This window comes from Salinicola salarius (genome assembly GCF_002179555.1).
Lineage (GTDB): Bacteria > Pseudomonadota > Gammaproteobacteria > Pseudomonadales > Halomonadaceae > Salinicola > Salinicola salarius_A.
Map to the genome: position 1 here is coordinate 328,938 of NZ_NHOU01000001.1, position 21,946 is coordinate 350,883.

The following is a 21,946-nucleotide window of genomic DNA, read 5'->3' on the forward strand; positions in this document are numbered from 1 at the left end:
GTGAAAATCATTCGCTTTTTTCGTTCGTGGCGTGATCTAGACTGCGGGTGAATCTATCGAGGAAAGCCTTCATGTCCGCGTTCACGCCACGCCGAGTCATCGCCCAGCACGCTGCGATCCGCGACGATATCGGCGATCTCACGACCCGCCGGCCACTGCCGGGTCCGGGGCTCGACCAGCTCGATCCGTTCCTGTTCCTCAACCATCACGGGCCGCAGGTCTATCCCGCCAACAATCGCGGGCTGCCGTTCGGGCCGCATCCGCACCGGGGCTTCGAGACCGTCACCTTCATTCTCGAGGGCTCGCTGGCGCATGCCGACAGCGCCGAGCATCAGAGCGTCATCCATGCCGGTGGCGTGCAGTGGATGACGGCGGGCAGCGGCATCGTCCATGCCGAGGTTTCGCCGCCCGAGTTTCTGCGCGACGGCGGGCCGCTGGAGATTCTCCAGCTGTGGATCAATCTGCCGGCCAGCCTCAAGATGAGCGAACCGCGTTATGTCGGGCTGCAGGCCGACTCGATTCCGACAGTGCCGCTACCCGGCGGCGGCGAGCTCAAGTTGATTTCTGGCCAGTTCGAGAGCGGGAAGCCGGTCGGGCCGATCGAGAGCCAGACGGGCGTGTTCATGTCGACCCTGGCGCTCCCGGCCGGCGCAAAGGCGCGGCTGCCGGTCGTTGCCGGGCGGCAGGTGTTCCTCTATGTGGTCGATGGCGAGGTCACCGTGGGCGGCGAGCCGGTCGAGCCGCGGCATCTGGTCGAACTGGGCCGTGACGGGGATGGCGTCGAGATCGACGCTTCCAGCGATGCCCGGCTGCTGTTCGGCCATGCCGAGGTGATCGGCGAGCCGGTGGTCTCCCACGGCCCGTTCGTGATGAATACCCGCGAGGAGATCGTCGAGGCGATCGATGACTACCAGGCCGGGCGCTTCGGCGGATTGGAGCAGTAACGCGGTTTTCGTCGACGAAGGGCTTTACAGCGACGCCGGTCCTTCGACGACGATCAGCGCTTGCTGTACAGGCGCTGCTGGCGATACCCGGGGACTTTCTGCTGCTCCTGCTCGGTCTTCTTCCAGCGTTTGTATTCCCACTGGTACTGGACCGGGTCGAGGGCGATGGCTGATTCGACACAGGCATTGACGCCGGCGGCCGAGGTGACTTCGTCGGTGTCGTAGACCCGTTCGTCGGCGGCCAGGAAATGAATCGCGAAGCCGCGACCGTCGGGCAGGCGTCTGGCGACGCCGGTGACGACACGGGCCTGGGTGCGGGCGACCAGCTTGGGCAGCAGCGTGGCGGTGTAGGCCGGGCGGCCGAAGAAGTCGGCGAAGACGCCGCTGCCCCAGCTGGGCTCCTGATCGGGGAGGATGCCCACCGCTTCGGCCCGCTTGAGCGCCTTGAGCAGGGCGGCGACGCCTCGCGGATTGGTCGGCACCAGCTCCGCCCCCATGCGTTCGCGACCGTGACGGATGACGGGGTCGAGATCGGCGATCTTGGGAGGTTCGTACATGGCGGTGAACGGGAAGTGGCTGGATAGCCAGAAGTTGAGCACTTCCCAGTTGCCGAAATGCGGCGCCAGCACGATCACGCCGCGATTCTCGGCCCGTGCCTCGTCCAGCAGCTCGCGGCCGTGAACCTCGACGATGGCGGTCTCGACGCGTTCCGGCCTGGCGATCCAGGCAAAGCCGAGTTCCAGCATGGTGGCCGCGGAGTGGCGCAGGCTTGCATGCACCCGTTCACGCCGCTGGGTGCCGCTATCCTGCGGGTAGGCGACTTCGAGATTGCGCCGGCTGACGTGGCGCTCCCGGCGGGAGAAGGCGTAGAGCAGCCGGCTGGCGATTCCCGCCAGTGACCATATCGTCTTGAGCCGCCAGTGGGACAGCAGGCGCCACAATCCATGAATGGCGCGGGCTTGCAGACCTTCGATCATGCGTTTCTCTTTTTTGATTGGCGTCTTTGTCGTGCGTCGAAGCTCGACGTTTGCGGATTGCCGTGGCCGCTTTCGTTAGCAAGGCTTTGTCATCCGGGCTTCACACCCAGTATTCACACCCATTCTTCACACCTAGGCTTCACACCCGGCTTTACCACAGCCAGCTATCGACCCTTTCCGGCGCGCGACGTTCCTGCAGTGCCTTGAATCCGATGACGCAGCGCACGATCAGCCACACGGCCTGCAGCGCCATCAGCACGAAACCGACCAGCACGAAGGCCAGTACCCAACTGATGCAGGCGTAGAGCAGCCCGATCCAGAAAGTGCGGATATGGTAGCGATAGTGCTCGTCCAGCCAGCGCGGGCCGTTGCCGCGATAGACGTAGGCGATGATCACGCCGATCACCGGCGTAATGCCGGTCACGAAGACGCCGAGAAGCAGGGCGTAGACGATCATGGCCAGCGTGGTGTCCGGTCGCCTCGCTTCGGGGTTCGACTCGGCGACGACGTTATCGGTCGGCGAAGACATGAGATTCCTCTCGTCGGCATGCGGTAGTTGCCGCATTTTGCCGTCGAGAGGCGTCGGGTGCCAGTCCGGGTGGAAATGGCTAGGGTGGCTCGAGTTAGTCGATGCTACTCGATCAGTAGATCGTCGCCGTGCAGGCTGTCGCATCGATGCCGGGTCGGCGTCTCGACCAGAGGGGCGCGGCCGCCACGCAGGATCGAATTGCCCTCGAACAGTGTGCGCTGGTCGATGGGCGGCGGATTCAGCCAGTCGGAGGCCTGCATCTGGCCGCTCTTGCCGTAGACGGTGAGCGCGTTTTCGTAGGTGACCTGACGCACCACGGATTCGGCGATGCCGGATTCGAGCGCCAGCCGTGCAGTCTTGGGTACGCCCAGACAGTCGGAAATTCCCCAGTCGCAGGCGCTGTCGACGATGATGCGGTCGCCGCCGTACTGCTTGAGCAATTCGACCATGCGCGCGTTGCCCATCTTGGTCGACGGATAGATGGAGAAGCCGGCCCAGTAGCCCCGGTCCAGCGTTTCGCGAACCGTTTCCTCGTTGTTGTGGTCGATCACCACCCAGGAAGGATCCAGCCCCATCTCTTCGCACACGTCCATCGAGCGCGAGGTGCCGCGCTTCTTGTCGCGGTGCGGCGTGTGCACCATTACCGGCAGCCCGAGCTCTTTGGCCAGCGTCAACTGGGCACGGAAATACTTGTCTTCCAGCGGCGTCTGCTCGTCGTAGCCGATTTCGCCGATGGCGACGACGCCTTCCTTCATGGCAAAGCGCGGCAGCCATTCCATGACGCCTTCCGCCAAGGCCTCGTTATTGGCTTCCTTGGAGTTGAGGCCGACGGTGCAGTAGTGGCGAATACCGAACTGCCCGGCGCGGAAGCGCTCCCAGCCGACCAGCGACGAGAGATAGTCGACGTACGTGCCGACGAAGGTGCGCGGCTGGCCGACCCAGAAGGCCGGTTCGACCAGCGCCACGATGCCGGCCGCGGCCATGGCCTCGTAGTCGTCGGTGGTGCGAGACACCATGTGGGCGTGGGGATCGATGAACATCTCAGGCGGCCTCTTGCAGGGTAAGGTGGTTCCAGTCGAGGCGGCCGTCTGCCGCCAGCGCGGTGGTATCCGGTGCCGTCGACAGCAGATCTCGGGCGGCAGGAGTGTCGGCGGCGATCAACGCCAGGGTGGCGGCGCCGCGTTCCGCCGGGGTTCCCGCCAGCGCGCGCTGCAGGGCCGCGTAGGCCGAAACCCGCTCCGCAAAAGGCCCTACGCAGCGCCACAGCTCCGGGCTGACCGGACGCCCGGCCGCCCAGCGCTCCTGGGCATAGTCGAGCAGGATTCTCGCCAGTTCGGCATTGGCGCGTTCGTCGAGGCCGACGATGGCGCCCAGTCCGCTGCCGATGAACAGCGCCTTGAGCACCATGTGGTTCCAGCGATGTTCGTCGAAGTGATCGCGCGGGTAGGGGTTGTGATGAACGATGGACTCGAACACCGCCCGCATGTTGGAGCGCAGCCCTTCGCCCACTTCGAATTCGAGCGATGCCGGCCGGGGATAGAGCGCCAGGCCCCGGTATAGCGTGACCAGTTCGTGGGCATCGGCGGTTCTGACCAGGTCCTGGAACATGGCGGCGAACGGGCGTGGGCCCTCGAACGCGAGCAGGGCGGCGACACGGGCCGCGCCATCGAGACTCCAGCCCGAGGGGTTCCAACCGGGATAGGCCAGGTTCGCCAGTGCCAGATCCTCAGACGACAGTATCAGGTCCTGCTTGCCCAGTCGTCGCGGCGCCAGGCCGAGGAACAGATGAAGATCCTGCTCGTTGGCGCCCCGGCTGAACGCGGCATAGCGTTCATCCAGCCAGTCGGCCTGATCGAGTGCCTGGCGGCAGGTCCAGTCGCGGAGGAGTTCGAAGCATGTAACGGTCATGTAAGCGTCCGACACGATTGTCATTGGCGTTACTCTATCGGCTGGATAAAACAATCCCCAAGCTCAATTATCTGGCCAATTTAAAGCCAATTATTCGGAGGGGATTGCTTTTTTAATGTGGGTTTTCTGGTGCTTTAAAATCCGGAATTCTGATTCTTTTGATCGGAAGTCCCACCGCTTTTTTCCTGATAATTCCTCAAAATGTCGTGCCGGAACTATTGCCAATTGTCTGGCGTCTTCCCAGCTGATATGCAGCCTTTACATATCATTTCGATCGTCTTGTGACGGTTGGTATCCATGGATGAATCGGCAGGCAGACATCATGAATAAGACTCTCGTCATACTGGTAGTTGGGCTGACGCCTCAACTGGTCGGCAAGCATACGCCGGCCCTGAAACGTCTCGCCGAACGTGGCGGATCGAGGCCGCTCAACACCGTGACACCTGCGGTGACCTGCAGCGTTCAGGCGACGCTGATGACCGGTCTGTCGCCAGGCGGGCACGGTGCCGTGGCCAACGGCTGGTATTTCCGCGATCTGTCCGAGGTGTGGTTCTGGCGGCAGTCCAATCGGCTGGTGGCGGGGGAGAAGATCTGGGAAGCCGGTAAGCGGCAGAACCCCGACTTTACCTGCGCCAAGCTGTTCTGGTGGTACAACATGTATTCGACAGCGGACTGGAGCGCGACACCCCGGCCGATGTATCCCGCCGACGGTCGCAAGCTGCCCGACCATTACACCCATCCGCCAGCGCTGCACGACGAGCTGGACGAGCGATTGGGCACGTTTCCGCTGTTCACCTTCTGGGGGCCGATGGCCGACATCTCCTCGAGTCGCTGGATCAGCGATGCCACGCGCCATGTCATGGAAACCCGCGATCCGACGCTGACGCTGACCTATCTGCCGCATCTGGACTACAACCTCCAGCGGCTGGGGCCGGATCTGTCTCACCCCGAACTGCAGCGCGATCTACGCGATGTCGATGCCCTGTGCGGCGAACTGATCGACGCCGCCGAGCGGGAAGGGCGGCGGGTCATCGTGGTGTCCGAGTACGGGATCACGCCGGTACGCGACGCCATCCATATCAATCGCGCCCTGCGCAGGGCGGGCCTGGTCGCGGTGCGCCGGGAGAAGGAGCGCGAACAGCTCGATGCCGGTGCGTCGCGGGCCTTCGCGGTGGCCGATCATCAGGTGGCGCACGTCTACGTCCGCGATCCGGAAGAGATTCCGAAGGTCCGGGCAGTGCTCGAAGGGCTGAAGGGGGTGGAAGCGGTCTGGGGCGATCGCGAGAAGCGCGAGCACGGGCTCGATCACCCCAACTCGGGAGAGCTGGTGGCGATTGCCGAGCCGGATCGCTGGTTCAGCTACTACTACTGGCTGGATGACGCCCGCGCGCCCGACTATGCACGCACCGTCGATATCCATCGCAAGCCGGGATATGACCCCGTGGAGCTGTTCTTCGACCCGGCGTTGAAATCACCCAAGCTGTCGGCCGGGTGGCGCCTGGCCAAACGTAAACTGGGCATGCGTCAGTTGCTGGATGTGATCTCGCTCAAGGACACGACGCTGGTCAAGGGCTCCCATGGCCGGCTGACCGACGATCCCGCCATGGGGCCGCTGGTGATCTCGTCGGAGGCGGGCCTGCTGCCCGACGGCGCGGTCGACGCGACGGACTTCAAGGCGCTGGTACTGGCGCATGTGTTCGAGGGCGACGAGAGCGACATGGCGTCACGCCAGACCGCTACCGATGTCACCAGCGCCTGAGGCGGACGTACGCTACGCCACGCTGAACCCTGACGGGGAATGACGCATGACAGAAAGGCCGGGCAGACATCGCGGAGATGTCTGCCCGGCCTCGTTGACGTCGGGATAAATGTCTGTCCGACCTTGTTCACCTTGGAATAGCGACGCCGACCGAGCTCGACCTCAGGTCCCGGAAGTCACCCGTTGCAGCGCCAGCGTCGCAGCGAAGGCCAGCACCCCCAGCCATGCCATGGCGGTCGCGCCCATGGCCGCCATCAGCGTGGCGTCATAGAGCGAAATCGCGGCGATCAGGCCCACGACGGCGCGAGGCACGTCTCCCGGCGCCCGGCGGAACAGCCACAGCAGGCAGCGCCCGCCCCAGGCCAGATAGCCCAGCCACAGCACCAGGGCGAGCAGCGAGGGTTCGGGCCCGGTCAGCATGGTGGCCAGCATGAACACGACCGGCACGGCCAGCACGCCGAGCGGCCAGGCCGCGCCCAGCCGGTCGTAGGCTTCCTGGCGTGCGGCGTAGGTCAGGCCGATGACATGGCAGGCAAGGCCGATTGCTCCCCAGACCACCATGTCGTTGAGCGTATTGGTGACGACCAGCGCTGCGGTCAGGTAGGTCAGCAGGCGGCACGCCCCCATCAGCAGCGGGCTCCAGCCGATGCGCTTGTGCCACCAGTCATAGCTCAGGATCGCGGCGATCAGCGCCAGCCCCGTCAGCCCGGCGGAGAGATGGCTCATGAACAGCAGCAGGCTCCCCAGCGCGAGCATCCCGGCTCCCAGCAGCGCGACGGTCAGGCGGTCGATATCTCCTCGCGGGATCGGGCGATCGGCGCGTTCGCGGGCATCGATCTCGGCATCGCAGGCGTCGTTGAGATACATGCCGCCGAGATAGAACAGCGTCAGGGCCAGCAGCAACGGCAGGGCCGTGGTGGACTGCCAGAGCGCGCCGGCACTCGCGCCAGCGAGCACGGCGCCGGCCAGCACGTTGCTCCAGACCGTGGGGAGATTGGAAACCCGCCCCAGCTCCAGCCACACGCGGGTTTTCGAGCGCCGTGACGTCGAATTCGGCGTTTTCGAATCCGGTGTTTCTAAACCGGATGCGCTCAGATCAGCTGCTGCTTGACCCACGTCAGCTCCCGAGTCACCGCCTTCTCCACGCTCTCGGTGCGTAGGGTCTCCGGTAATACCTGCCATGTGTAGGTCTCCACTTCCAGATGCTGCGAAATCGGTTGCTGACGATGCAGGGCGAGAATGTCGGCGAGAAACGATTGCGTGGTCTCGAACGGCGGGATCGTCTCCACGAAGATCGGCACGTGGTAATGGATCCGCCACTCCTCGCCGTCGATGCGGGCCTCGTCAGCCAGCGCCTCGGGCAGGTCCGCGTATCGCACCAGTCCGCTTTCGCTGGCGACCACGACCTGATGCAGATAGGTCCGTTCGCAGAACGGCGCCAGCGCCTCTCGCTTCGCGGCGTCGAATCGCGGGATTCGCAGCGCCGCGCTCAGCTGCAGCTTGTGGATAGGAATGCCGGCCGTGCGCAGGACTTCGATGCTGGCGGCCGGATCCTCGAATTCCACCGCCGCGTGGCAGACGTCGTAGCAGACGCCCAGATGCCGCGGCAGCGCCTGCTTCGCCTCGTCGATCGACAGCCCGCTGAGCTCGCTCAATCGGCCGGCGGCAGCGTCGGAATAGAGCCAGTCGCGGAAGAACGCCACGGTTTCCTCGATGGTCTCCAGGAAGCAGTGGGGCTCGGGCTCCAGGGCGATGGCGATGGTCACCCGGGTCCGGCTCGCGAGCTCGATGCAGTGGGAGACGGCCTTGAGCAGGTTATCGGCCATTTCGGCTTCCGCGCCTTCGGCCAGCGGCTTGTAGGTGCCGGGAACGGTGCTCAGGCTCACGGTATCGCCGGCGACGCCGAGCTCCGCCAGCAGGTCGGCCAGCCAGCAGGTGTAGTCCAGCCGAGCCCGCTGTTTCCAGTCGGGCTGATAGACGTTCTGCTTGACCGGAATGCCGTGGAAGGGGCCGAACGGGAAGCCGTTCATGGTCACCACGCGATAGTTCTCCCGCGCGAGGATCTCCTTGAGTTCGGCGCGGGCATCGGGGGCACGGAGCTCCTCCAGCGCCTGGGCGGAAAGGCGCAGCCCCACGCCGAAGGTCGCGTCGGGAGAGAGGGCATCCCGCACGTGCTTGACCGGTCCCAGCAGGGCACCGCGCACCGCTTCCCAGGTCTGGGTCGGGTGGATGTTGAGACAGTAGGTCAGTTGACCTAGATCGTCAGGCAGCTGCATGGCGGTTCGCCTCTTCGCGCAGCCAGTCGATCGCGGCTGTCATCAGGGTTTCGTCGATCTTGTGAACATCGTGTCCACGGCCCAGGCCGGCCAGCAGCGTGATCGTCAGTTCGCCGCCGAGATGTTCCTGGAACTCCCCGAGACCCGCCAGAATGGCAGGCTGGCCGTCGTCACCGATCTCCAGCAACTGGGCATGGAAGACCGGCAGGCCCAGACGCTTCAACAGCCACACCACGCGCCATTCTGCGCCGGCGGGCAGCAGACCCTTGAGCACGGAATAGCGGGCATCGAGCGCGATACCGATGGCGACGGCTTCACCGTGGCTGATGCCGTGATGAGTCAGCGCCTCGAGCTTGTGCGCCGACCAGTGACCGAAATCCAGCGGGCGCGACGAACCCTGCTCGAACGGATCGCCACCACGGCCGATCTGCTGCATGTGCAGCTCGGCGCTACGGCGGATCATGGTCTCCTCGGTACGCGGATCGAATTCGGCCAGCGAATCGGCGTTGGCCTCCAGCCAGTCGAAGAAGGCGCCATCGCGGATCAGCGCCACCTTGATCGCCTCGGCAATGCCGGCGAGCCGGTCGCGGCGCGAAAGCGTGCACAGGAAGTCGAAGTCGTTGAGCACGGCCCACGGCGGGGCGAAAGTGCCGATGAAGTTCTTGCAACCCCGGAAATTGACGGCGTTCTTGACCCCGACGCCGCTGTCGTTCTGCGACAGCACGGTGGTCGGTAGACGGATCAGGCGCACGCCGCGATGACCCATGGCGGCCGCGAGGCCGAGCGCATCCAGCACCGCACCGCCGCCGATGACGATGACATAAGCGTGGCGATCGACACCGTAGCGCCGGATGTCTTCCAGCACGCCGTTGACCGTCTTCAGGTCGGCCTTGATCGCCTCCCCGCCCGGCACGGTGATCGGCGCCGCGAGCAGGCTCATTCGGCTGGCATGCGCGGCGAAGTAGGCGTTGATCCGCGTTTCCAGATCCGGCCAGGTGGCGGCGATGCCGGCGTCGACGTAAATCAGGCAGCGGTGGGTCTTGCGCGGCTCCTTGCGCGAGATGACGTCGGCCAGCAGAGGGTTGTCGGGAGAAAATATCTCCCGGGTAAAAGCGATGGGGTAATCGTAAGCGACGGAAAATCGCTGCCAATAGACTTCCGGCGATGACGGGATTTGCGAGGTGTCGAGTTGCCGTACTGGCTTCGATTGCATCGCGAAAGTCGGCGATTCGATAGCAACATTGCCATCGATCGAAAACGATAAAGCGGGCCGGTTCATGAAGTTATCGCCTGCGTAAGGGGTCCGAAAACGAAAAGGCGGACCGCTTCATTAGGGGGCGGTCGCGCTTGGCCTTGGCCTGGGTTTTACGGGGTTAGCTTCGGGGTTTCGTGGGGCAGGCGACAAGAATGGTTCTTCTGCTACGAAGTATTAGCAACGTATCGAGTTTTTGGACGTGTCGGTACTCATCAAAACGGTAATGGCGAGCCAGTATGTCGTTTTTAATTGATTGTTATTGATAAGGTTTTGAATATTTCAAGTAACACTGGTTCGAGCGATGGCGTTATCCCGGAAAACAACGGGGACGCCATGCTTCGAGTCATCACGCCGACTTGCCGGTGGCTGCCGTAGCAGGGGCGTCCACCGGCTCCTCTTCGATGCCGTCGAGGCGGTCGGCTCGCCGCAGGACGGGGAAACTCCACATCCATAGCCCGACGATCGCCAGCGTGCCGACGGAACCGATGACCGCTGCCGGCACGGTGCCGAACCATGACGCGGTGACGCCGGATTCGAACTCCCCGAGTTCGTTGGAGGCGCCGATGAATAACATGTTGACGGCGTTGACCCGGCCGCGCATCTCGTCCGGTGTCGCCAGTTGCAGCAGGGTCAGGCGGACGTAGACGCTGATCATGTCAGCGGCTCCGGCGATCAGCAGCGCGCCGAACGAGAGCCAGAACCAGTGGGAGAGCGCGAACACCATGTTGGCGAGGCCGAATACGGCCACGGCAGCGAACATGATCATGCCGGCATGACGCTTGATGGCGCGCACGCCGAGATAGAGCCCCATCAGGAAGGCGCCGATGGCGATAGCGCTGCGCAGGGCGCCGAGCCCTTCCGGGCCGACATGCAGAATTTCATGCGCGTAGACCGGCAGCAGCGCAACGATCCCCCCGAACAGCACGGCGAACAAATCCAGCGAAATGACCCCGAGAATCACCGGTTTGTTGCGGATGTAATGAATGCCGGCGGTAAAGCGCTGCCAGGCGGTATCGTCGGTCTGTACGCGTTCGAAGGCATAGCGCACCGGCACGCCGGCCAGCGCCAACTGGGCGACGAGGAAGCAACCCAGGTTGACGCTGTAGGTCAGCGTCGGGCCGAAGGCGTAAAGCAGCCCGCCCAGCATGGGGCCACCGATCACGCCGATCTTCATGATCGATGAATTGAGGGCGATCGCCTTGCCCAGTTGATCGCGAGGCACGATCTGCGGCAGCAGGCTCTGCAGCGTCGGCCCGGTAAAGGCCCGAGCGGCGCCGAACAACACCAGCACGGCATAGAACGGTACCGCGGAGTCGGGCTGCTTCAACGACAGCAGGATCAGCAGCCCGCTGCAGAGTGCCTGGGCGGCCCAGCTGAGTTGAAGGATTCGCTTGCGGTCGAAACGGTCCACGACATCGCCGGCCGGCAGCAACAGCACCACCATGGGCAGGAACTGGGCCAGGCCGACATAGCCCAGCGTCAGCGGGTCGTGGGTAATGTCGTAGACCTGCCATGCCACCACGATTGCCTGGATCTGCATGGCGAAGACCGCGCAGAGGCGGGAGGCGAGAAAGGGGGCGAAACCGGGCTGGCGATAAACGGGGCTGTCGGGACTGTCGGCGGTGTCTGCGGGCATGGTGATCTGATCGTGAGGCAGGGACGGCTGGTTAGCGTGCTAATCGCTCAGCATACGCTGTTACGCGACAAAAAGCCGCTGGCGGTTGGCATTGCCTCTGTCTCGTGGCGATAGGCGTCGCCTTGATGCTGGCTCGTGTTTGTCAATCGGGGGCTTTGGATAACGCCAGATAATGGCGAGTCGGCGGTTGCGCCAAAGTGGCGCAATAGGCGCATTTATCGACGTTTTTTCGACTTCTTTTGGAGCGAGGGCGGGCGTATAGTTCGCTCGCTCTCGACCTCTCGGGGCGGGTTTTCTTCGACGATCGAACCGTCATCCGGGAGGGCGCCGCGACGGCGCGAGCGTCTCATCTGTTCTAGCCTATCCGTTTGGAACCGTCGGCTGCCGTGCCTGCACGAATTGCCGGCCTTATTCAAAGTGCATTTTCGAGGTTCGTGGCCTTATGTCTCGGCAATTGCTTTCCATGGCGCTGGCACCGCTACTCGGTCTTTTCATCCTGGGTATCGGCAACGGCTTCCTGGCATCGTTGATTACCCTGCGTCTGGACGCCGCCGGTGAATCCGTCACCACCATCGGCTGGGTGTCCGCCGCGTACTACATCGGTCTGGCGATCGGCGCGCTGTTCAATGATCGGCTGCTGTTGAGAATCGGCCATATTCGCGCCTACGCCTGCTTCGCATCGCTGGTAGCGGTAACCGTGCTGCTGCAGGGCATGTGGCTCAACGCCGAGCTGTGGTTCACGCTGCGCCTGATCGGTGGGTGGGCGACGCTGGGTGTCTATCTGGTCATCGAAAGCTGGTTGCTGACCGCGGCCGATACCCGGGTTCGGGGCCGGCTGCTGGCGCTCTACATGATCGCGCTCTATGGCGCCGGGGTAATCGGGCAACTGCTGCTGGGCGTGGCGGACCATGCCGGCGCCAGCCAGCCATTCATGATCATCGCCATGCTGGCGTCGCTGTCGGTGCTGCCGCTGGGCATGATTCCGCGGGTCTCGCCGCTGATCGAGCACGCCGAGCCGCTGTCGCCCTGGCGGCTGATCACCGTCACGCCGACCGGTGTGATGGGCTGTTTCGGCTCGGGGCTGGCGGTTTCGGCCATCTACAGTCTGTTGCCGCTCTATCTGCAGCGCAGTGGCTTCGAGGTGCAGCAGATCGGCGAAATGATGGCGGTGGTCATTCTGGGTGGCATGTTGCTGCAATATCCCATCGGGCGCTGGTCCGACCGGCATGACCGTCAGATCGTGCTGATTCTGATCGGTGGCGTACTGGCAGTGCTGTGTGGCGGGGTGATGCTGCTGCCGGATCTGCCCGGCCTGCTGGCGGCCATGCTGTTTTTGATTGGTGGTGGCGTGTTCGCACTCTATCCGGTGGCGGTGAGCCACGCGGCCGACCGTGCACCGGCCGGCGCGCTGGTGCGGATGAGCCAGGGCTTGCTGCTGATCAATGCGCTGGGAGCGACCCTCAGTCCGCCGCTGATCACGCCGCTGATGATTCATACCGGCAACGCGGGGTTGTTCGTGGCGCTGGCCGGGCTCGGCGTGGTGCTGGTGGCATTCTTCGTCTGGCGTCGGAGTCGGCGTCCGGCGCCGATGCCGATGGCGCCGTTTACCTCCAACCCGCAGCAGTCGGTGGTGGGTGCCGAGCTCAGCGTGACCGACGAGCTGGTGCAGGGCGCGATCGAGCACGAACACATGGAAGACCTGTCGCAGCTGGTGCCGGACGTGGAAACGGCGCTTCCCGGTGATATGGAGAGCGATATGGATAACGACGTGGAAGACGACCCCGCGACACCTTTCACGACCGAGAAGCGAGAAAGCGTCGCCAGTCGCCAGACGTCGGCGACCGAATAGACCGGCGACCGAATAGACCGGCGGCCGACTAGCGGGCTGGATCGATCACGCCGCCCAGCGAGGCATTGCGGCGGAACCAGCCGGCGATGCTGACTCGGGGCATGCGCGTCGGCAGCACTTCGTGGGGAATGCGGTCGGAGAGAAAGCAGGCGAAGGTGCCGGCCTCCGGATGCACGCGGGCGACCTCGCGCTCGGGTTCGTGTTCGTCGTAGAGCGCCATCTCGCCACCGCCGTCGGCGGGCCAGTCCGGATTGAGATAGAGCACGGTCGAAATGACGCGGTTGGCCCGACCGCGAAAGCTGTCGTAGTGCTTGCGATAGAAGGCGCCCGGCGGATAGTGGGCGAAGTGGGCCTCGAATTCGAACAATCCGGCGTAGAGCGCGAGGTTGATCTGCTGCTGGAGTTCGCTCATCAGCGCCAGGTAGCGTCGTTGCGCCAGGCTTTCCCGATCCAGCCAATGAATGGCGTCGCCGCGAATGTCGCGCCGCAGCATGCGTTCGTCCCCACGGCCGATGGCGGCTTCCTGAAGCGCCGCCTGCCGATGCAACAGCTGCAGTTCCTCCAGCAGGTCCCGGCACAGCGCCGGGGCGAGAAAACGTGTGCCGACGTACCAGCCGCGTTCCACCAGTCCATCGATCAAGGCGGATAGCTGGGCGCTGTCCCAGAAGGCGTGATGGGCGTCGTTGGGGGTCATGAAGCACTCACTCCGGAATCTTGCCGGGCTGGCCTGACCGCGCCGTGGTGTGGCGTCGGCGCTGCGGATGATAGCGCAACTCCCCTTGCGTGGGTTTGCGGTCCAGCGCGATATCGCTTTCGAAGCCCACGGCCAGCAACTCCACCAGCATCATGGCCGACAACCCCCAGATCATGCGGTCCTCGAAAAGATAGCTGGGTACGTACCAGGGCTGATCGTCGACCGGAATGACATCAGTATGGCTACGATGGTCATCGATGAAGTGACGCATGGGAACCTCGAAGATCGAAGCGATTTCACCCGGCTCCGCCTTCAGCGGCAGGTCTGGCTCGACCAGACCGACGAAAGGCGTCACGCGCAGGCCATGGAGCGAGATCACGTCGCTCAGACGCCCGATGACATCGACCTGTCCAGGCTGGAGGGCTATCTCCTCGTGGGTTTCCCGCAGTGCCGTGGCGAGCAGATCCCGGTCTTCCGGCTCCCGCTTGCCGCCCGGGAAGGCGACCTGGCCGGCGTGCTGGGTCAGATGCGCGGTGCGCTGGGTGAACAGCAGCGTTGGCTCGGGGCGCGCGACGATGGGGAGAAGCACGGCCGCCTGAGGGTAGGCGCCGTCCAACCGACGCGGGCGATGTGCTTGCAGGCGTTCACGGACTTTCTCTAACATGCGATTTGACTCAACAGACCCTGGACTGACCAACGTGCCGATCGACGGTGCCTGGCGGCTCCTGCGAACTCGAAACCCTCCGACACGCGAGGCGTTATAAACCCGAGACTCTATGAACTACTGTAGCCATTGCGGCCATACCGTGCGTTTCGCGATTCCGGACGGCGACGACCGCCCCCGGTTCCTGTGCGATGCCTGCCATACCATCCATTACCAGAATCCGCGCATCGTGGCCGGCACGCTGCCGGTAGCCGGGGAGCGCATCCTGCTGTGCCGTCGCGCCATCGCGCCGCGCAAGGGCTTCTGGACGCTGCCGGCGGGGTTCATGGAGAACGCGGAAACCGTGGAGCAGGCGGCGCTGCGGGAAACCCGTGAAGAGGCCCGTGCCGTCGTCGACGATCCGACACTGTATACCCTGATCAGCCTGCCGCACATCAATCAGGTGTACATGATCTTTCTCGGCAATCTCAACGGCGATTTCGCCGCCGGGCCGGAGAGTCTCGAGGTCGAACTGTTCGAGGAGACCCAGATCCCCTGGGACGAACTGGCCTTTCCCACCATCGAACGCACGCTGCGCCACTTCTTCGATGATCGGCGTCAGGGTACCTTCGAGCTGCATCTCAGCCAGATCGGCAAGGAGGAGAGGGAGCGCTACCTCGGCTCCGCCTGAGCGCGCCCTCGGGCCGCGAGATGGCGATCCTGTCTCGGACCGATCTTGTCAAATTTAGGGCAGGGAATCCGGATCGCTCAGCGGCCACACGTCGTAGGCCGGCTCCTCGTAGGGATGCGCGTCGATCAGCGCCTTGATCGCAGCGCGTATCAGGCGGTTCTCGCAGACCAGTTCGACCCGATACTCCTCGACGCTTTCCAGCGCACCGACATCGCCTATATGAGGCTGGGCACCCGGAAGCGGCCGGAACTGGCCCACGCCACGCATCTGGAAACAGCACGCCTCGTAATCGCCGATGCGTCCGGCGCCGCTGGCGAACACCGCGTCCTTGACGCTTTCCAGATGGGATTCGGGAACGAAGAAGGCCAGTTTGTACATGAGATCGTCGATTCCGGATTCGGTCGTGGCGGTGGGCCGCATGCGGCGATGATGGCATAATGAGCCGCGCTCCGACAGCGGCCTGCTGCGCCCTTTCCCGAGGGCCGTGGCCTGTCGGGAATGAACTGTCCGAAATGAATCGTGCCGACCGGAAGCCTTGGCGATGTGGAAATGGGTCATTGTGGTATTGGTTATCATGCTGGGGCTGATGCAGTACCGGCTGTGGTTCGGCGAGGGTGGCATCCGGGAATTCAACGACATCCAGGCCCGCGCCGATACCCTGGAAGGCGATACCGAAGTGCTCGGCGCGCGCAACGCCCGTCTCGCTGCCGAAGTCGTCGACCTCAAGAACGGGCTCGATGCCATCGAGGAGCGGGCGCGCAGCGATATCGGCATGGTTCGCGAGGACGAGCAGTTCTTCTGGGTGCCTGGTGTCGAGGATCCCGATGACGGACCCGCAGCGCGCACGGGGGTCGTCCAGCCATGACGCTTTGGTTGATCGTGCCCGCCGCCGGTCGCGGCCAGCGCATGCAGGCCGACCGTCCCAAGCAGTATCTGATGCTTCAGGGCAGAAGCGTCCTGGCACGCACGCTCGAACGCCTGCATCAGGCCTTTCCCGAAGCCGCGCTGCGGCTGTGTCTCGATCCCGACGACGAGTATTTCGACCCCGACGACGTTCCCTTCGAAGACTGGCAGCGTGTCGGCGGCGGCGACGAGCGCGCCGATACGGTGGGCCGTGCCCTCGCGACGCTGGTGGAACAGGCGGCGGACGACGATTGGGTGCTGGTGCATGACGCCGCCCGGCCCTGCGTGCGGCTCGAGGATCTGCAGGCCCTGCGGGAAGCGCTCGAGAACGAGGCGATCGGCGCGCTGCTGGCGACCCCGGCGGCCGACACCATGAAGCGTGCCGATGAGCGCGGACGAATCAGCCACACCGAACCGCGAGACGGCCTCTGGCACGCGCTGACACCGCAGGTGTTCCGCTTCGATCTGCTGCGCCAGGCGCTCGATGCGGCGCTGGCCACCGGCATGACGGTGACCGACGAAGCCTCGGCGATCGAAGCCATGGGGCTGGCGCCGCGACTGGTCGCCGGCAGCCGCGACAATCTCAAGATCACCCATCCCGAGGATCTGGCCATGGCGGCGCGCATACTCGCCGTGCAGTCGGAAGCCGCGTCGGGACCGACGCCAACCGTCACCGGACAAGGCGCCGTCAGCGGACAAGGAGGAAGGGAAGCATGAGTTTCAGGATCGGTCACGGGTTCGACGTGCATCGCTTTGGCGAGGGCGACCATCTGATGATCGGTGGGGTTCGCCTGCCGTTCGACCGCGGCTTCGTCGCCCACTCCGATGGCGACGTGCTGCTGCACGCGATCAGCGATGCGCTGCTGGGCGCTTGCGCACTGGGCGACATCGGGCGGCACTTTCCGGATACCGATCCGGCCTGGAAGGGTGCCGACAGTCGCGCGCTGCTGCGCCACGTCGTCGCGCTGGTGCGCGAGGCCGGCTATCGGATCGGCAATCTCGATGCCACGCTGATGGCCCAGGCGCCGCGCATGGCCGAGTCGATCCCGCTCATGCGCGAGACGATCGCTGCCGACGTGGGCGTCGAGCTGGGGGCGGTCAACGTCAAGGCGACGACCACCGAGCGGCTCGGGTTTACCGGGCGCGGTGAAGGCATCGCCGCGGAAGCGGTGGTACTGCTGGTCGCGGACGCTAAATGAGCGATTCGGCGATGACGCCCTCAGCCGACGTCTGGCCCCCGAACTGGTGCCATGTCGCGAGCATGCCGACTGTTACCGGCGAGTACCGCCAGCGCCCTGAAGACTTCCAGGTCGAGGAGCAGTTCGATTTCGCCCCGGAGGGCCACGGCGAGCACTGGTGGCTGTGGCTGGAGAAGCGCGGGATGACCACGCCGGATCTGGCGCGTCTGCTCGCCCGCGCGGTCGATATCCCGGTACGGGACGTGGGCTTCAGCGGGCTCAAGGATCGCGACGCGGTGACGCGGCAGTGGTTCTCGCTGGCGCTGCCCGGTCGCGAGCCGCCGGCGGAGTGGGATGCGGGCCTGGCCGAACGGGGCGTCCGCTGTCTCGAGGCGGCGCGACACCCGCGCAAGCTGAAACGCGGCGTGCACCGCGCCAACCGCTTCCATCTGAGAATCCGGGGCGAAGCCATCGACGCGGCGGACACCCGCGCGCGCTGGGACCGTCTGGTGGCCGAGGGCGTGCCCAACTACTTCGGCCCGCAGCGCTTCGGCCCGGCGGGGCGCAACCTGCAGCGCGCCCGGCAACTGCTGGCTCGGGGCTGGCGCAAACGCCAGGATCCCCAGGGGTTACTGCTCTCCACCGCTCGCAGCTATCTTTTCAACCAGGTGCTGTCGGCGCGCGTTGCCGATGGCACCTGGTGTGTCCCGCAGCCCGGTGACGTGCTGAATCTGAACGGCACCGCGAGCCGCTTCGCCAGCGCAATGGTCGACGAAGACCTGCTTGCCCGCGCGCAGGCCGGCGATCTGCACCCCACCGGGCCGCTGTGGGGCGTCGGCCGGCTGGAGAGCGAGGGCGAGGTGGCCGAGCGGGAAACGTCCATCGCCACCGGCCATGCCGAGCTGAGCGACGGTCTGGTCCAGGCCGGGGCGCGTCACGACCGGCGGCCGCTGCGGCTGCGGCTCGGGGAGGCCAGCTGGGAAAGGGAAGAAGAGGCGGTCCGGCTCTCCTTCACCTTACCGCGAGGCGCCTTTGCCACCTCGGTGCTTCGCGAACTGTTTCGGCACCCGACGCTGATCTGACGTCGCCGGTATCGACCATCGTCCAGGAGGAAAGAAGATGCGCAGACTGTTGTTGTCCAATGATGACGGCGTTCATGCTCCGGGATTGAAAGCCCTGGCCAGCGCGCTGGAAAGCCACGCCCGGCTGAGAGTCGTGGCGCCGGATCGGGACATGAGCGGTGCCAGCAACTCGCTGACGCTGACTCGCCCGCTGGCGTTGTCCGCGCTGGACAACGGGTTCTACAGCGTCGACGGCACACCGGCGGACTGCGTCTATCTCGGCGTCAACGGCGTCTGGGAGGAAAGACCCGACCTGGTGATCTCCGGGATCAACCATGGCGCCAACCTGGGTGACGACGTGCTGTACTCGGGCACCGTCGCCGCGGCCATGGAAGGGCGTAACCTGGGCATGGCGGCGCTGGCCATTTCGCTCTGCGGGCAGCGCCATTTCGAGACCGCCGGACGGGTGGCCGCCAGTCTGGTCGGCGCTGCGGAAAACCTGTCGCTGCCGCCGCGCAGCCTGCTCAACGTTAACGTGCCGGACCTGCCGTGGAGCGAGATTCGCGGATTCCGGGTGACCCGGCTGGGGTATCGCGGTCCGGCATCGCGGCCGATCCACATGAAGGATCCGCGCGGGCGCGACCGTTACTGGATCGCGGCGGTTTCGGAAAACGCCGACGACGCACCCGATACCGATTTTGCGGCGATCGAGGCGGGCTTCGTCTCGATCACGCCGCTGCAAACCGATCTGACCCGTCATGAAACGCTGAACGACGTACAGGGCTGGCTGGATGGTCTGTCACACGCCTGAAGAATTGAGCGGTGTCGGCATGACGTCGCAACGAACCCGCAATCGCATGGTCGAACGTCTATCGGCCGGCGGGATTCGTCATGCGCAGGTGCTGGAGGTGATGGCGACGGAGCCGCGTCACCTGTTCCTCGATGAAGCCCTGGCCCATCGCGCTTACGAAGATACCTCGCTTCCCCTGGGGTTGGGGCAGACGCTGTCCCAACCCTGGATCGTGGCCCGGATGAGCGAGCTGGTCGCGCTGGCCGAGCCGCAACGGGTGCTGGAGATCGGCACCGGCTCCGGCTACCAGACGCTGATCCTGTCGCGCCTGGTCAAGAGCGTCTGGAGCGTGGAGCGTATTGCGGCGCTGCAGTCCCGCGCCCAGCAGCGCCTGGCGCGGCTGGGTGCGCATAACGTCCATCTGCGCCACGCCGATGGCGCCATGGGCTGGCCGCAGGCGGCGCCGTTCGATGTCGTTCTGCTGACGGCGTGCGCCAGCGAGCTTCCCCAGCCACTGCTGTCCCAGCTGCGGGATGGTGGTGTGCTGATCGCGCCACTGGCGGACAGCGAAGGGCGTCAGTGGCTGACCCGGGTGCGTCGACGTGGACAGGCATTCGATCATCAGCGTCTTGAAGAGGTGCGTTTCGTACCGTTGCTTGAGGGAGTCATTCGTTGAAGCGCATCGCGACAACCGTATTGAAAGGCATGGGCATGGGCGCGGCGGATGCCGTGCCGGGCGTCTCGGGTGGCACCATCGCCCTGATCGTGGGGATCTACGAGGAACTGATCGAGACCATCAAGCGCTTCGGTCCGGGGGCGTTCGGCGTCTTGCGCCGACAGGGGCTTGCCGGACTGGTCACCTACCTCAATCTACGCTTTCTGGTGCCGCTGGTACTGGGGATCGGCATCAGCCTGGTGACGATCGCGCATCTGGTGACCTGGCTGATGTCGCACCATCAACTGCTGCTGAATGCGTTCTTCTTCGGCCTGGTGCTGGCCTCGGCGTGGGCGGTCATGCGGCAGGTCGGCCATTGGCGCTGGCGCTACCTGCTTCCGGTATTGGCAGGGCTTTCGGTCGCGGCGCTCTTGCCCAGCCTGCTGCCGGACATGAGCCGGGCTGGCGATGCCACCCTGTTCGTGGCCGGTGCGATCGCCATCAGCGCGATGCTGTTGCCGGGGGTGTCGGGCAGTTTTCTGCTGTTGGTGATGGGGCTTTACGGCACCGTGATGAGCGGCATCAAGAATTTCGATGTCGGGCTGATCGCCATCTTCGGCGCCGGCTGCCTGCTGGGGCTGTTCACCTTTTCCCGCCTGCTGTCCTGGCTGCTGCGTCACTACCATGCGATCACGCTGATGGCGATCGTCGGTTTCATTCTGGGGTCGCTGCCGCAACTCTGGCCCTGGCGCCAGCTGGCGAGTTACCGCATGGGTGCCGACGGTCAGCAAGTGGCGCTGGCTTATCATTACTTGTTGCCCTCGGACTACGCTGCGGTGACGGGGCAACCGTCCCAGTGGCTGCTGGCGGCCGTGTTGATCATCATCGGCATCGTGGTGGTAATGTGCCTGGGAGAGCGCAGGAAAACATCGTCATGACGCGATGCGTCGGTTTCCACCCGCTTTCCGTCACGAAAAAGGAATTTTCTTATGAGCAAGCGTCGAACTGCATTGTTACTGGGGCTCCTCCCCGTTGTCGCTGTCGGGCTGAATGCCTGCACGTCCTCGAGCGGCCGGCCGCAGGTGCAGGATCTCTCCGTCAGCCGTAACAGCGAAGCGAGCTCGACCTACACGGTCAAGAGCGGCGACACGATCTACGGCATCGCTTGGCAGAATCGGGTCGATTTTCGCGATCTGGCCCAGCTCAACGGCATTTCGCCTCCCTACCGCCTGGAGCCCGGACAGCAGCTCCGGCTGAAGCCTGGCGCCAGTGTCAGCGGCGGGCAGGCTGTGGCCAGCCGCGGTGTGGTCGCAACCGGGCTCGGTTCAGGTAGCGGCGCTGGCTCGTCTCAGTCCGCGACGGGGGAGGTCGACAACCCATCCTGGTTGCTGCCCGCGGAAGGGCGTAACGCCACGGCTGGCGCCGGGAATGCCAATGCTCAGAGTTCGCCGCAGCAGGGCGGGCAAGCCGCTGGCAGCAACGCTTCGCCTTCCGCGCCGGGCCCCGTCACGGCCCAGGGCGGCACCCGGGGTGACGCCGGGAAGGGATCGCAGCAGGGCGCCTCGGTGGCCAGTACCGATACGCGCTCCGGGCAGCCCGGCAATGCCGGTTCCACTGCGAAACCCGCTGACACGGGATCGTCATCCTCTTCTGCTTCCATGAGTTCAGGCGGTACGCAGGCGGCTTCCGGAAACGATGCGGGTACGGAAGTGGCTGGCGAGCCCAGCGGGGCGCCGGACCGTTCGGATCGGACCTACAAACCGGTCGAGAACGTGCCATGGCAGTGGCCCGCCAGCGGCCAGGTGGTTGGCAAGTTCGATGATGATTCGAACATAACCCCCGGCATTGATATTGCCGGTCAAAAGGGGCAACCTGTCAAAGCAGCCGGACCAGGGATTGTGGTGTATGCTGGCGATGGCGTGCGGGGATATGGCAACCTCATCATCCTCAAGCACAATGATCGCTTCTTGAGCGCTTACGCACACAACGACTCGTTGAAAGTGAAGGAAAACGACGTCGTTGAGGCCGGAGAGACGATAGCTACCATGGGGCAGACGGATGCTGACCAGGTCGAGCTACATTTCGAGGTTCGCGTGAACGGACAACCTCAAGACCCACTGCAATACCTGCCTGCGCGCTGATCTTCGGATCGGCGCCCAAGACCGCTGTGACAGGGCTTTCTGGATCCAGCGTCAGTG

The 21,946-nt window shown here is 64.7% G+C and carries 23 protein-coding genes; 12 read left to right on the forward strand and 11 right to left on the reverse strand.

The window, feature by feature from the left end; translation table 11 throughout:
* Window positions 1–71: 71 nt before the first annotated feature.
* Entirely contained in the window at window positions 72–944 is an 873-nt protein-coding gene (locus CCD76_RS01430; protein WP_087717766.1) for a pirin family protein, read from the forward strand.
* A gap of 53 nt (window positions 945–997) precedes the next feature.
* On the opposite strand, the gene CCD76_RS01435 is transcribed toward CCD76_RS01430, so the two are convergent.
* The 4 genes from CCD76_RS01435 to CCD76_RS01450 all read right to left on the reverse strand — a co-directional run bounded on the left by CCD76_RS01435 (window position 998) and on the right by CCD76_RS01450 (window position 4,358).
* Complete coding sequence (locus tag CCD76_RS01435; RefSeq protein WP_087717767.1) at window positions 998–1,921, reverse strand: lysophospholipid acyltransferase family protein; 924 nt, start codon at window positions 1,919–1,921, stop codon at window positions 998–1,000.
* A gap of 151 nt (window positions 1,922–2,072) precedes the next feature.
* On the reverse strand, window positions 2,073–2,450 hold the full coding sequence (locus CCD76_RS01440) for a DUF4870 family protein (RefSeq protein ID WP_087717768.1): 378 nt from the start codon (window positions 2,448–2,450) through the stop codon (window positions 2,073–2,075).
* A gap of 104 nt (window positions 2,451–2,554) precedes the next feature.
* Window positions 2,555–3,490 (reverse strand): TatD family hydrolase, encoded by a 936-nt coding sequence (locus CCD76_RS01445; protein WP_087717769.1) that lies wholly within the window; start codon window positions 3,488–3,490, stop codon window positions 2,555–2,557.
* A 1-nt stretch (window position 3,491) separates the two neighbouring features.
* Complete coding sequence (locus tag CCD76_RS01450; protein WP_143543243.1) at window positions 3,492–4,358, reverse strand: EboA domain-containing protein; 867 nt, start codon at window positions 4,356–4,358, stop codon at window positions 3,492–3,494.
* A 322-nt stretch (window positions 4,359–4,680) separates the two neighbouring features.
* On the opposite strand from CCD76_RS01450, the gene CCD76_RS01455 reads away from it, so the two are divergent.
* Window positions 4,681–6,117 carry an alkaline phosphatase family protein gene (locus CCD76_RS01455; RefSeq protein ID WP_087717771.1) on the forward strand — a complete coding sequence of 479 codons (1,437 nt, stop codon included), beginning with the start codon at window positions 4,681–4,683 and terminating at the stop codon, window positions 6,115–6,117.
* Window positions 6,118–6,279: 162 nt separating this feature from the next.
* Here the strand turns inward: CCD76_RS01455 and CCD76_RS01460 are convergent, their stop codons facing one another.
* From CCD76_RS01460 to CCD76_RS01475, 4 genes are all read right to left on the reverse strand, one after another.
* Window positions 6,280–7,140 (reverse strand): UbiA family prenyltransferase, encoded by an 861-nt coding sequence (locus tag CCD76_RS01460; protein WP_087717772.1) that lies wholly within the window; start codon window positions 7,138–7,140, stop codon window positions 6,280–6,282.
* Between the two features lie 68 nt (window positions 7,141–7,208).
* The gene (gene eboE / locus CCD76_RS01465; protein WP_087717773.1) at window positions 7,209–8,393 is read right to left on the reverse strand and encodes a metabolite traffic protein EboE; all 1,185 of its coding nucleotides are present in this window, start codon (window positions 8,391–8,393) and stop codon (window positions 7,209–7,211) included.
* Window positions 8,380–9,606 (reverse strand): 3-dehydroquinate synthase, encoded by a 1,227-nt coding sequence (locus tag CCD76_RS01470; protein WP_087717841.1) that lies wholly within the window; start codon window positions 9,604–9,606, stop codon window positions 8,380–8,382. The genes eboE and CCD76_RS01470 overlap by 14 nt, the downstream gene beginning before the upstream one ends.
* A gap of 388 nt (window positions 9,607–9,994) precedes the next feature.
* Window positions 9,995–11,284, reverse strand: a complete 1,290-nt coding sequence (locus CCD76_RS01475; RefSeq protein ID WP_087717774.1) for an MFS transporter — start codon at window positions 11,282–11,284, stop codon at window positions 9,995–9,997.
* 442 nt (window positions 11,285–11,726) lie between these two features.
* On the opposite strand from CCD76_RS01475, the gene CCD76_RS01480 reads away from it, so the two are divergent.
* Window positions 11,727–13,133, forward strand: coding sequence for an MFS transporter (locus CCD76_RS01480; RefSeq protein ID WP_087717775.1), 1,407 nt, complete (start codon window positions 11,727–11,729; stop codon window positions 13,131–13,133).
* A gap of 28 nt (window positions 13,134–13,161) precedes the next feature.
* Here CCD76_RS01480 and CCD76_RS01485 read toward each other — a convergent pair whose 3' ends face one another.
* The gene (locus CCD76_RS01485) at window positions 13,162–13,827 is read right to left on the reverse strand and encodes a 2OG-Fe(II) oxygenase (RefSeq protein ID WP_087717776.1); all 666 of its coding nucleotides are present in this window, start codon (window positions 13,825–13,827) and stop codon (window positions 13,162–13,164) included.
* 7 nt (window positions 13,828–13,834) lie between these two features.
* On the reverse strand, window positions 13,835–14,491 hold the full coding sequence (locus CCD76_RS01490; protein WP_087717777.1) for a CoA pyrophosphatase: 657 nt from the start codon (window positions 14,489–14,491) through the stop codon (window positions 13,835–13,837).
* Window positions 14,492–14,603: 112 nt separating this feature from the next.
* Here CCD76_RS01490 and CCD76_RS01495 point away from each other — a divergent pair, with 112 nt between their 5' ends.
* On the forward strand, window positions 14,604–15,161 hold the full coding sequence (locus CCD76_RS01495; protein WP_087717778.1) for an NUDIX hydrolase: 558 nt from the start codon (window positions 14,604–14,606) through the stop codon (window positions 15,159–15,161).
* Window positions 15,162–15,215: 54 nt separating this feature from the next.
* Here CCD76_RS01495 and CCD76_RS01500 read toward each other — a convergent pair whose 3' ends face one another.
* Entirely contained in the window at window positions 15,216–15,539 is a 324-nt protein-coding gene (locus CCD76_RS01500; protein WP_087717842.1) for a Nif3-like dinuclear metal center hexameric protein, read from the reverse strand.
* Window positions 15,540–15,720: 181 nt separating this feature from the next.
* Between CCD76_RS01500 and CCD76_RS01505 the strand changes: the two genes are divergently transcribed.
* The 8 genes from CCD76_RS01505 to CCD76_RS01540 are packed head-to-tail and all read left to right on the forward strand — an operon-like array spanning window position 15,721 to window position 21,889.
* The gene (locus tag CCD76_RS01505) at window positions 15,721–16,026 is read left to right on the forward strand and encodes a septum formation initiator family protein (RefSeq protein WP_306298776.1); all 306 of its coding nucleotides are present in this window, start codon (window positions 15,721–15,723) and stop codon (window positions 16,024–16,026) included.
* Window positions 16,023–16,781, forward strand: coding sequence for a 2-C-methyl-D-erythritol 4-phosphate cytidylyltransferase (ispD, locus tag CCD76_RS01510; protein WP_087717780.1), 759 nt, complete (start codon window positions 16,023–16,025; stop codon window positions 16,779–16,781). The genes CCD76_RS01505 and ispD overlap by 4 nt, the downstream gene beginning before the upstream one ends.
* Window positions 16,778–17,263, forward strand: coding sequence for a 2-C-methyl-D-erythritol 2,4-cyclodiphosphate synthase (ispF, locus tag CCD76_RS01515; RefSeq protein ID WP_087717781.1), 486 nt, complete (start codon window positions 16,778–16,780; stop codon window positions 17,261–17,263). Before ispD ends, ispF begins: the two co-directional genes overlap by 4 nt.
* Before the next feature lie 11 nt (window positions 17,264–17,274).
* The gene (truD, locus tag CCD76_RS01520) at window positions 17,275–18,324 is read left to right on the forward strand and encodes a tRNA pseudouridine(13) synthase TruD (RefSeq protein ID WP_256961019.1); all 1,050 of its coding nucleotides are present in this window, start codon (window positions 17,275–17,277) and stop codon (window positions 18,322–18,324) included.
* Window positions 18,325–18,361: 37 nt separating this feature from the next.
* Entirely contained in the window at window positions 18,362–19,114 is a 753-nt protein-coding gene (gene surE / locus CCD76_RS01525) for a 5'/3'-nucleotidase SurE (RefSeq protein ID WP_087717782.1), read from the forward strand.
* 19 nt (window positions 19,115–19,133) lie between these two features.
* Complete coding sequence (locus CCD76_RS01530) at window positions 19,134–19,769, forward strand: protein-L-isoaspartate(D-aspartate) O-methyltransferase (protein ID WP_256961021.1); 636 nt, start codon at window positions 19,134–19,136, stop codon at window positions 19,767–19,769.
* Window positions 19,766–20,686, forward strand: coding sequence for a DUF368 domain-containing protein (locus tag CCD76_RS01535; RefSeq protein ID WP_256961023.1), 921 nt, complete (start codon window positions 19,766–19,768; stop codon window positions 20,684–20,686). The genes CCD76_RS01530 and CCD76_RS01535 overlap by 4 nt, the downstream gene beginning before the upstream one ends.
* A gap of 51 nt (window positions 20,687–20,737) precedes the next feature.
* A complete protein-coding gene (locus CCD76_RS01540) occupies window positions 20,738–21,889 on the forward strand; it encodes a peptidoglycan DD-metalloendopeptidase family protein (RefSeq protein WP_087717784.1) in 1,152 nt (383 codons plus the stop codon).
* The last annotated feature ends 57 nt before the right edge of the window (window positions 21,890–21,946 follow it).

What these genes read in the sequence shown, in the direction of transcription:
- CCD76_RS01500 (WP_087717842.1), bottom strand. Translation starts at nt 15,539, where the DNA reads ATGTACAAACTGGCCTTCTTCGTTCCCGAATCCCATCTGGAAAGCGTC.
- CCD76_RS01495 (WP_087717778.1), top strand. Translation starts at nt 14,604, where the DNA reads ATGAACTACTGTAGCCATTGCGGCCATACCGTGCGTTTCGCGATTCCG.
- CCD76_RS01490 (WP_087717777.1), bottom strand. Translation starts at nt 14,491, where the DNA reads ATGTTAGAGAAAGTCCGTGAACGCCTGCAAGCACATCGCCCGCGTCGG.
- CCD76_RS01455 (WP_087717771.1), top strand. Translation starts at nt 4,681, where the DNA reads ATGAATAAGACTCTCGTCATACTGGTAGTTGGGCTGACGCCTCAACTG.
- CCD76_RS01430 (WP_087717766.1), top strand. Translation starts at nt 72, where the DNA reads ATGTCCGCGTTCACGCCACGCCGAGTCATCGCCCAGCACGCTGCGATC.
- surE (WP_087717782.1), top strand. Translation starts at nt 18,362, where the DNA reads ATGCGCAGACTGTTGTTGTCCAATGATGACGGCGTTCATGCTCCGGGA.
- CCD76_RS01435 (WP_087717767.1), bottom strand. Translation starts at nt 1,921, where the DNA reads ATGATCGAAGGTCTGCAAGCCCGCGCCATTCATGGATTGTGGCGCCTG.
- CCD76_RS01445 (WP_087717769.1), bottom strand. Translation starts at nt 3,490, where the DNA reads ATGTTCATCGATCCCCACGCCCACATGGTGTCTCGCACCACCGACGAC.
- truD (WP_256961019.1), top strand. Translation starts at nt 17,275, where the DNA reads ATGACGCCCTCAGCCGACGTCTGGCCCCCGAACTGGTGCCATGTCGCG.
- CCD76_RS01480 (WP_087717775.1), top strand. Translation starts at nt 11,727, where the DNA reads ATGTCTCGGCAATTGCTTTCCATGGCGCTGGCACCGCTACTCGGTCTT.
- CCD76_RS01440 (WP_087717768.1), bottom strand. Translation starts at nt 2,450, where the DNA reads ATGTCTTCGCCGACCGATAACGTCGTCGCCGAGTCGAACCCCGAAGCG.
- CCD76_RS01485 (WP_087717776.1), bottom strand. Translation starts at nt 13,827, where the DNA reads ATGACCCCCAACGACGCCCATCACGCCTTCTGGGACAGCGCCCAGCTA.
- CCD76_RS01530 (WP_256961021.1), top strand. Translation starts at nt 19,134, where the DNA reads ATGACGTCGCAACGAACCCGCAATCGCATGGTCGAACGTCTATCGGCC.
- ispF (WP_087717781.1), top strand. Translation starts at nt 16,778, where the DNA reads ATGAGTTTCAGGATCGGTCACGGGTTCGACGTGCATCGCTTTGGCGAG.
- CCD76_RS01475 (WP_087717774.1), bottom strand. Translation starts at nt 11,284, where the DNA reads ATGCCCGCAGACACCGCCGACAGTCCCGACAGCCCCGTTTATCGCCAG.
- CCD76_RS01470 (WP_087717841.1), bottom strand. Translation starts at nt 9,606, where the DNA reads ATGCAATCGAAGCCAGTACGGCAACTCGACACCTCGCAAATCCCGTCA.
- CCD76_RS01540 (WP_087717784.1), top strand. Translation starts at nt 20,738, where the DNA reads ATGAGCAAGCGTCGAACTGCATTGTTACTGGGGCTCCTCCCCGTTGTC.
- ispD (WP_087717780.1), top strand. Translation starts at nt 16,023, where the DNA reads ATGACGCTTTGGTTGATCGTGCCCGCCGCCGGTCGCGGCCAGCGCATG.
- eboE (WP_087717773.1), bottom strand. Translation starts at nt 8,393, where the DNA reads ATGCAGCTGCCTGACGATCTAGGTCAACTGACCTACTGTCTCAACATC.
- CCD76_RS01450 (WP_143543243.1), bottom strand. Translation starts at nt 4,358, where the DNA reads ATGACCGTTACATGCTTCGAACTCCTCCGCGACTGGACCTGCCGCCAG.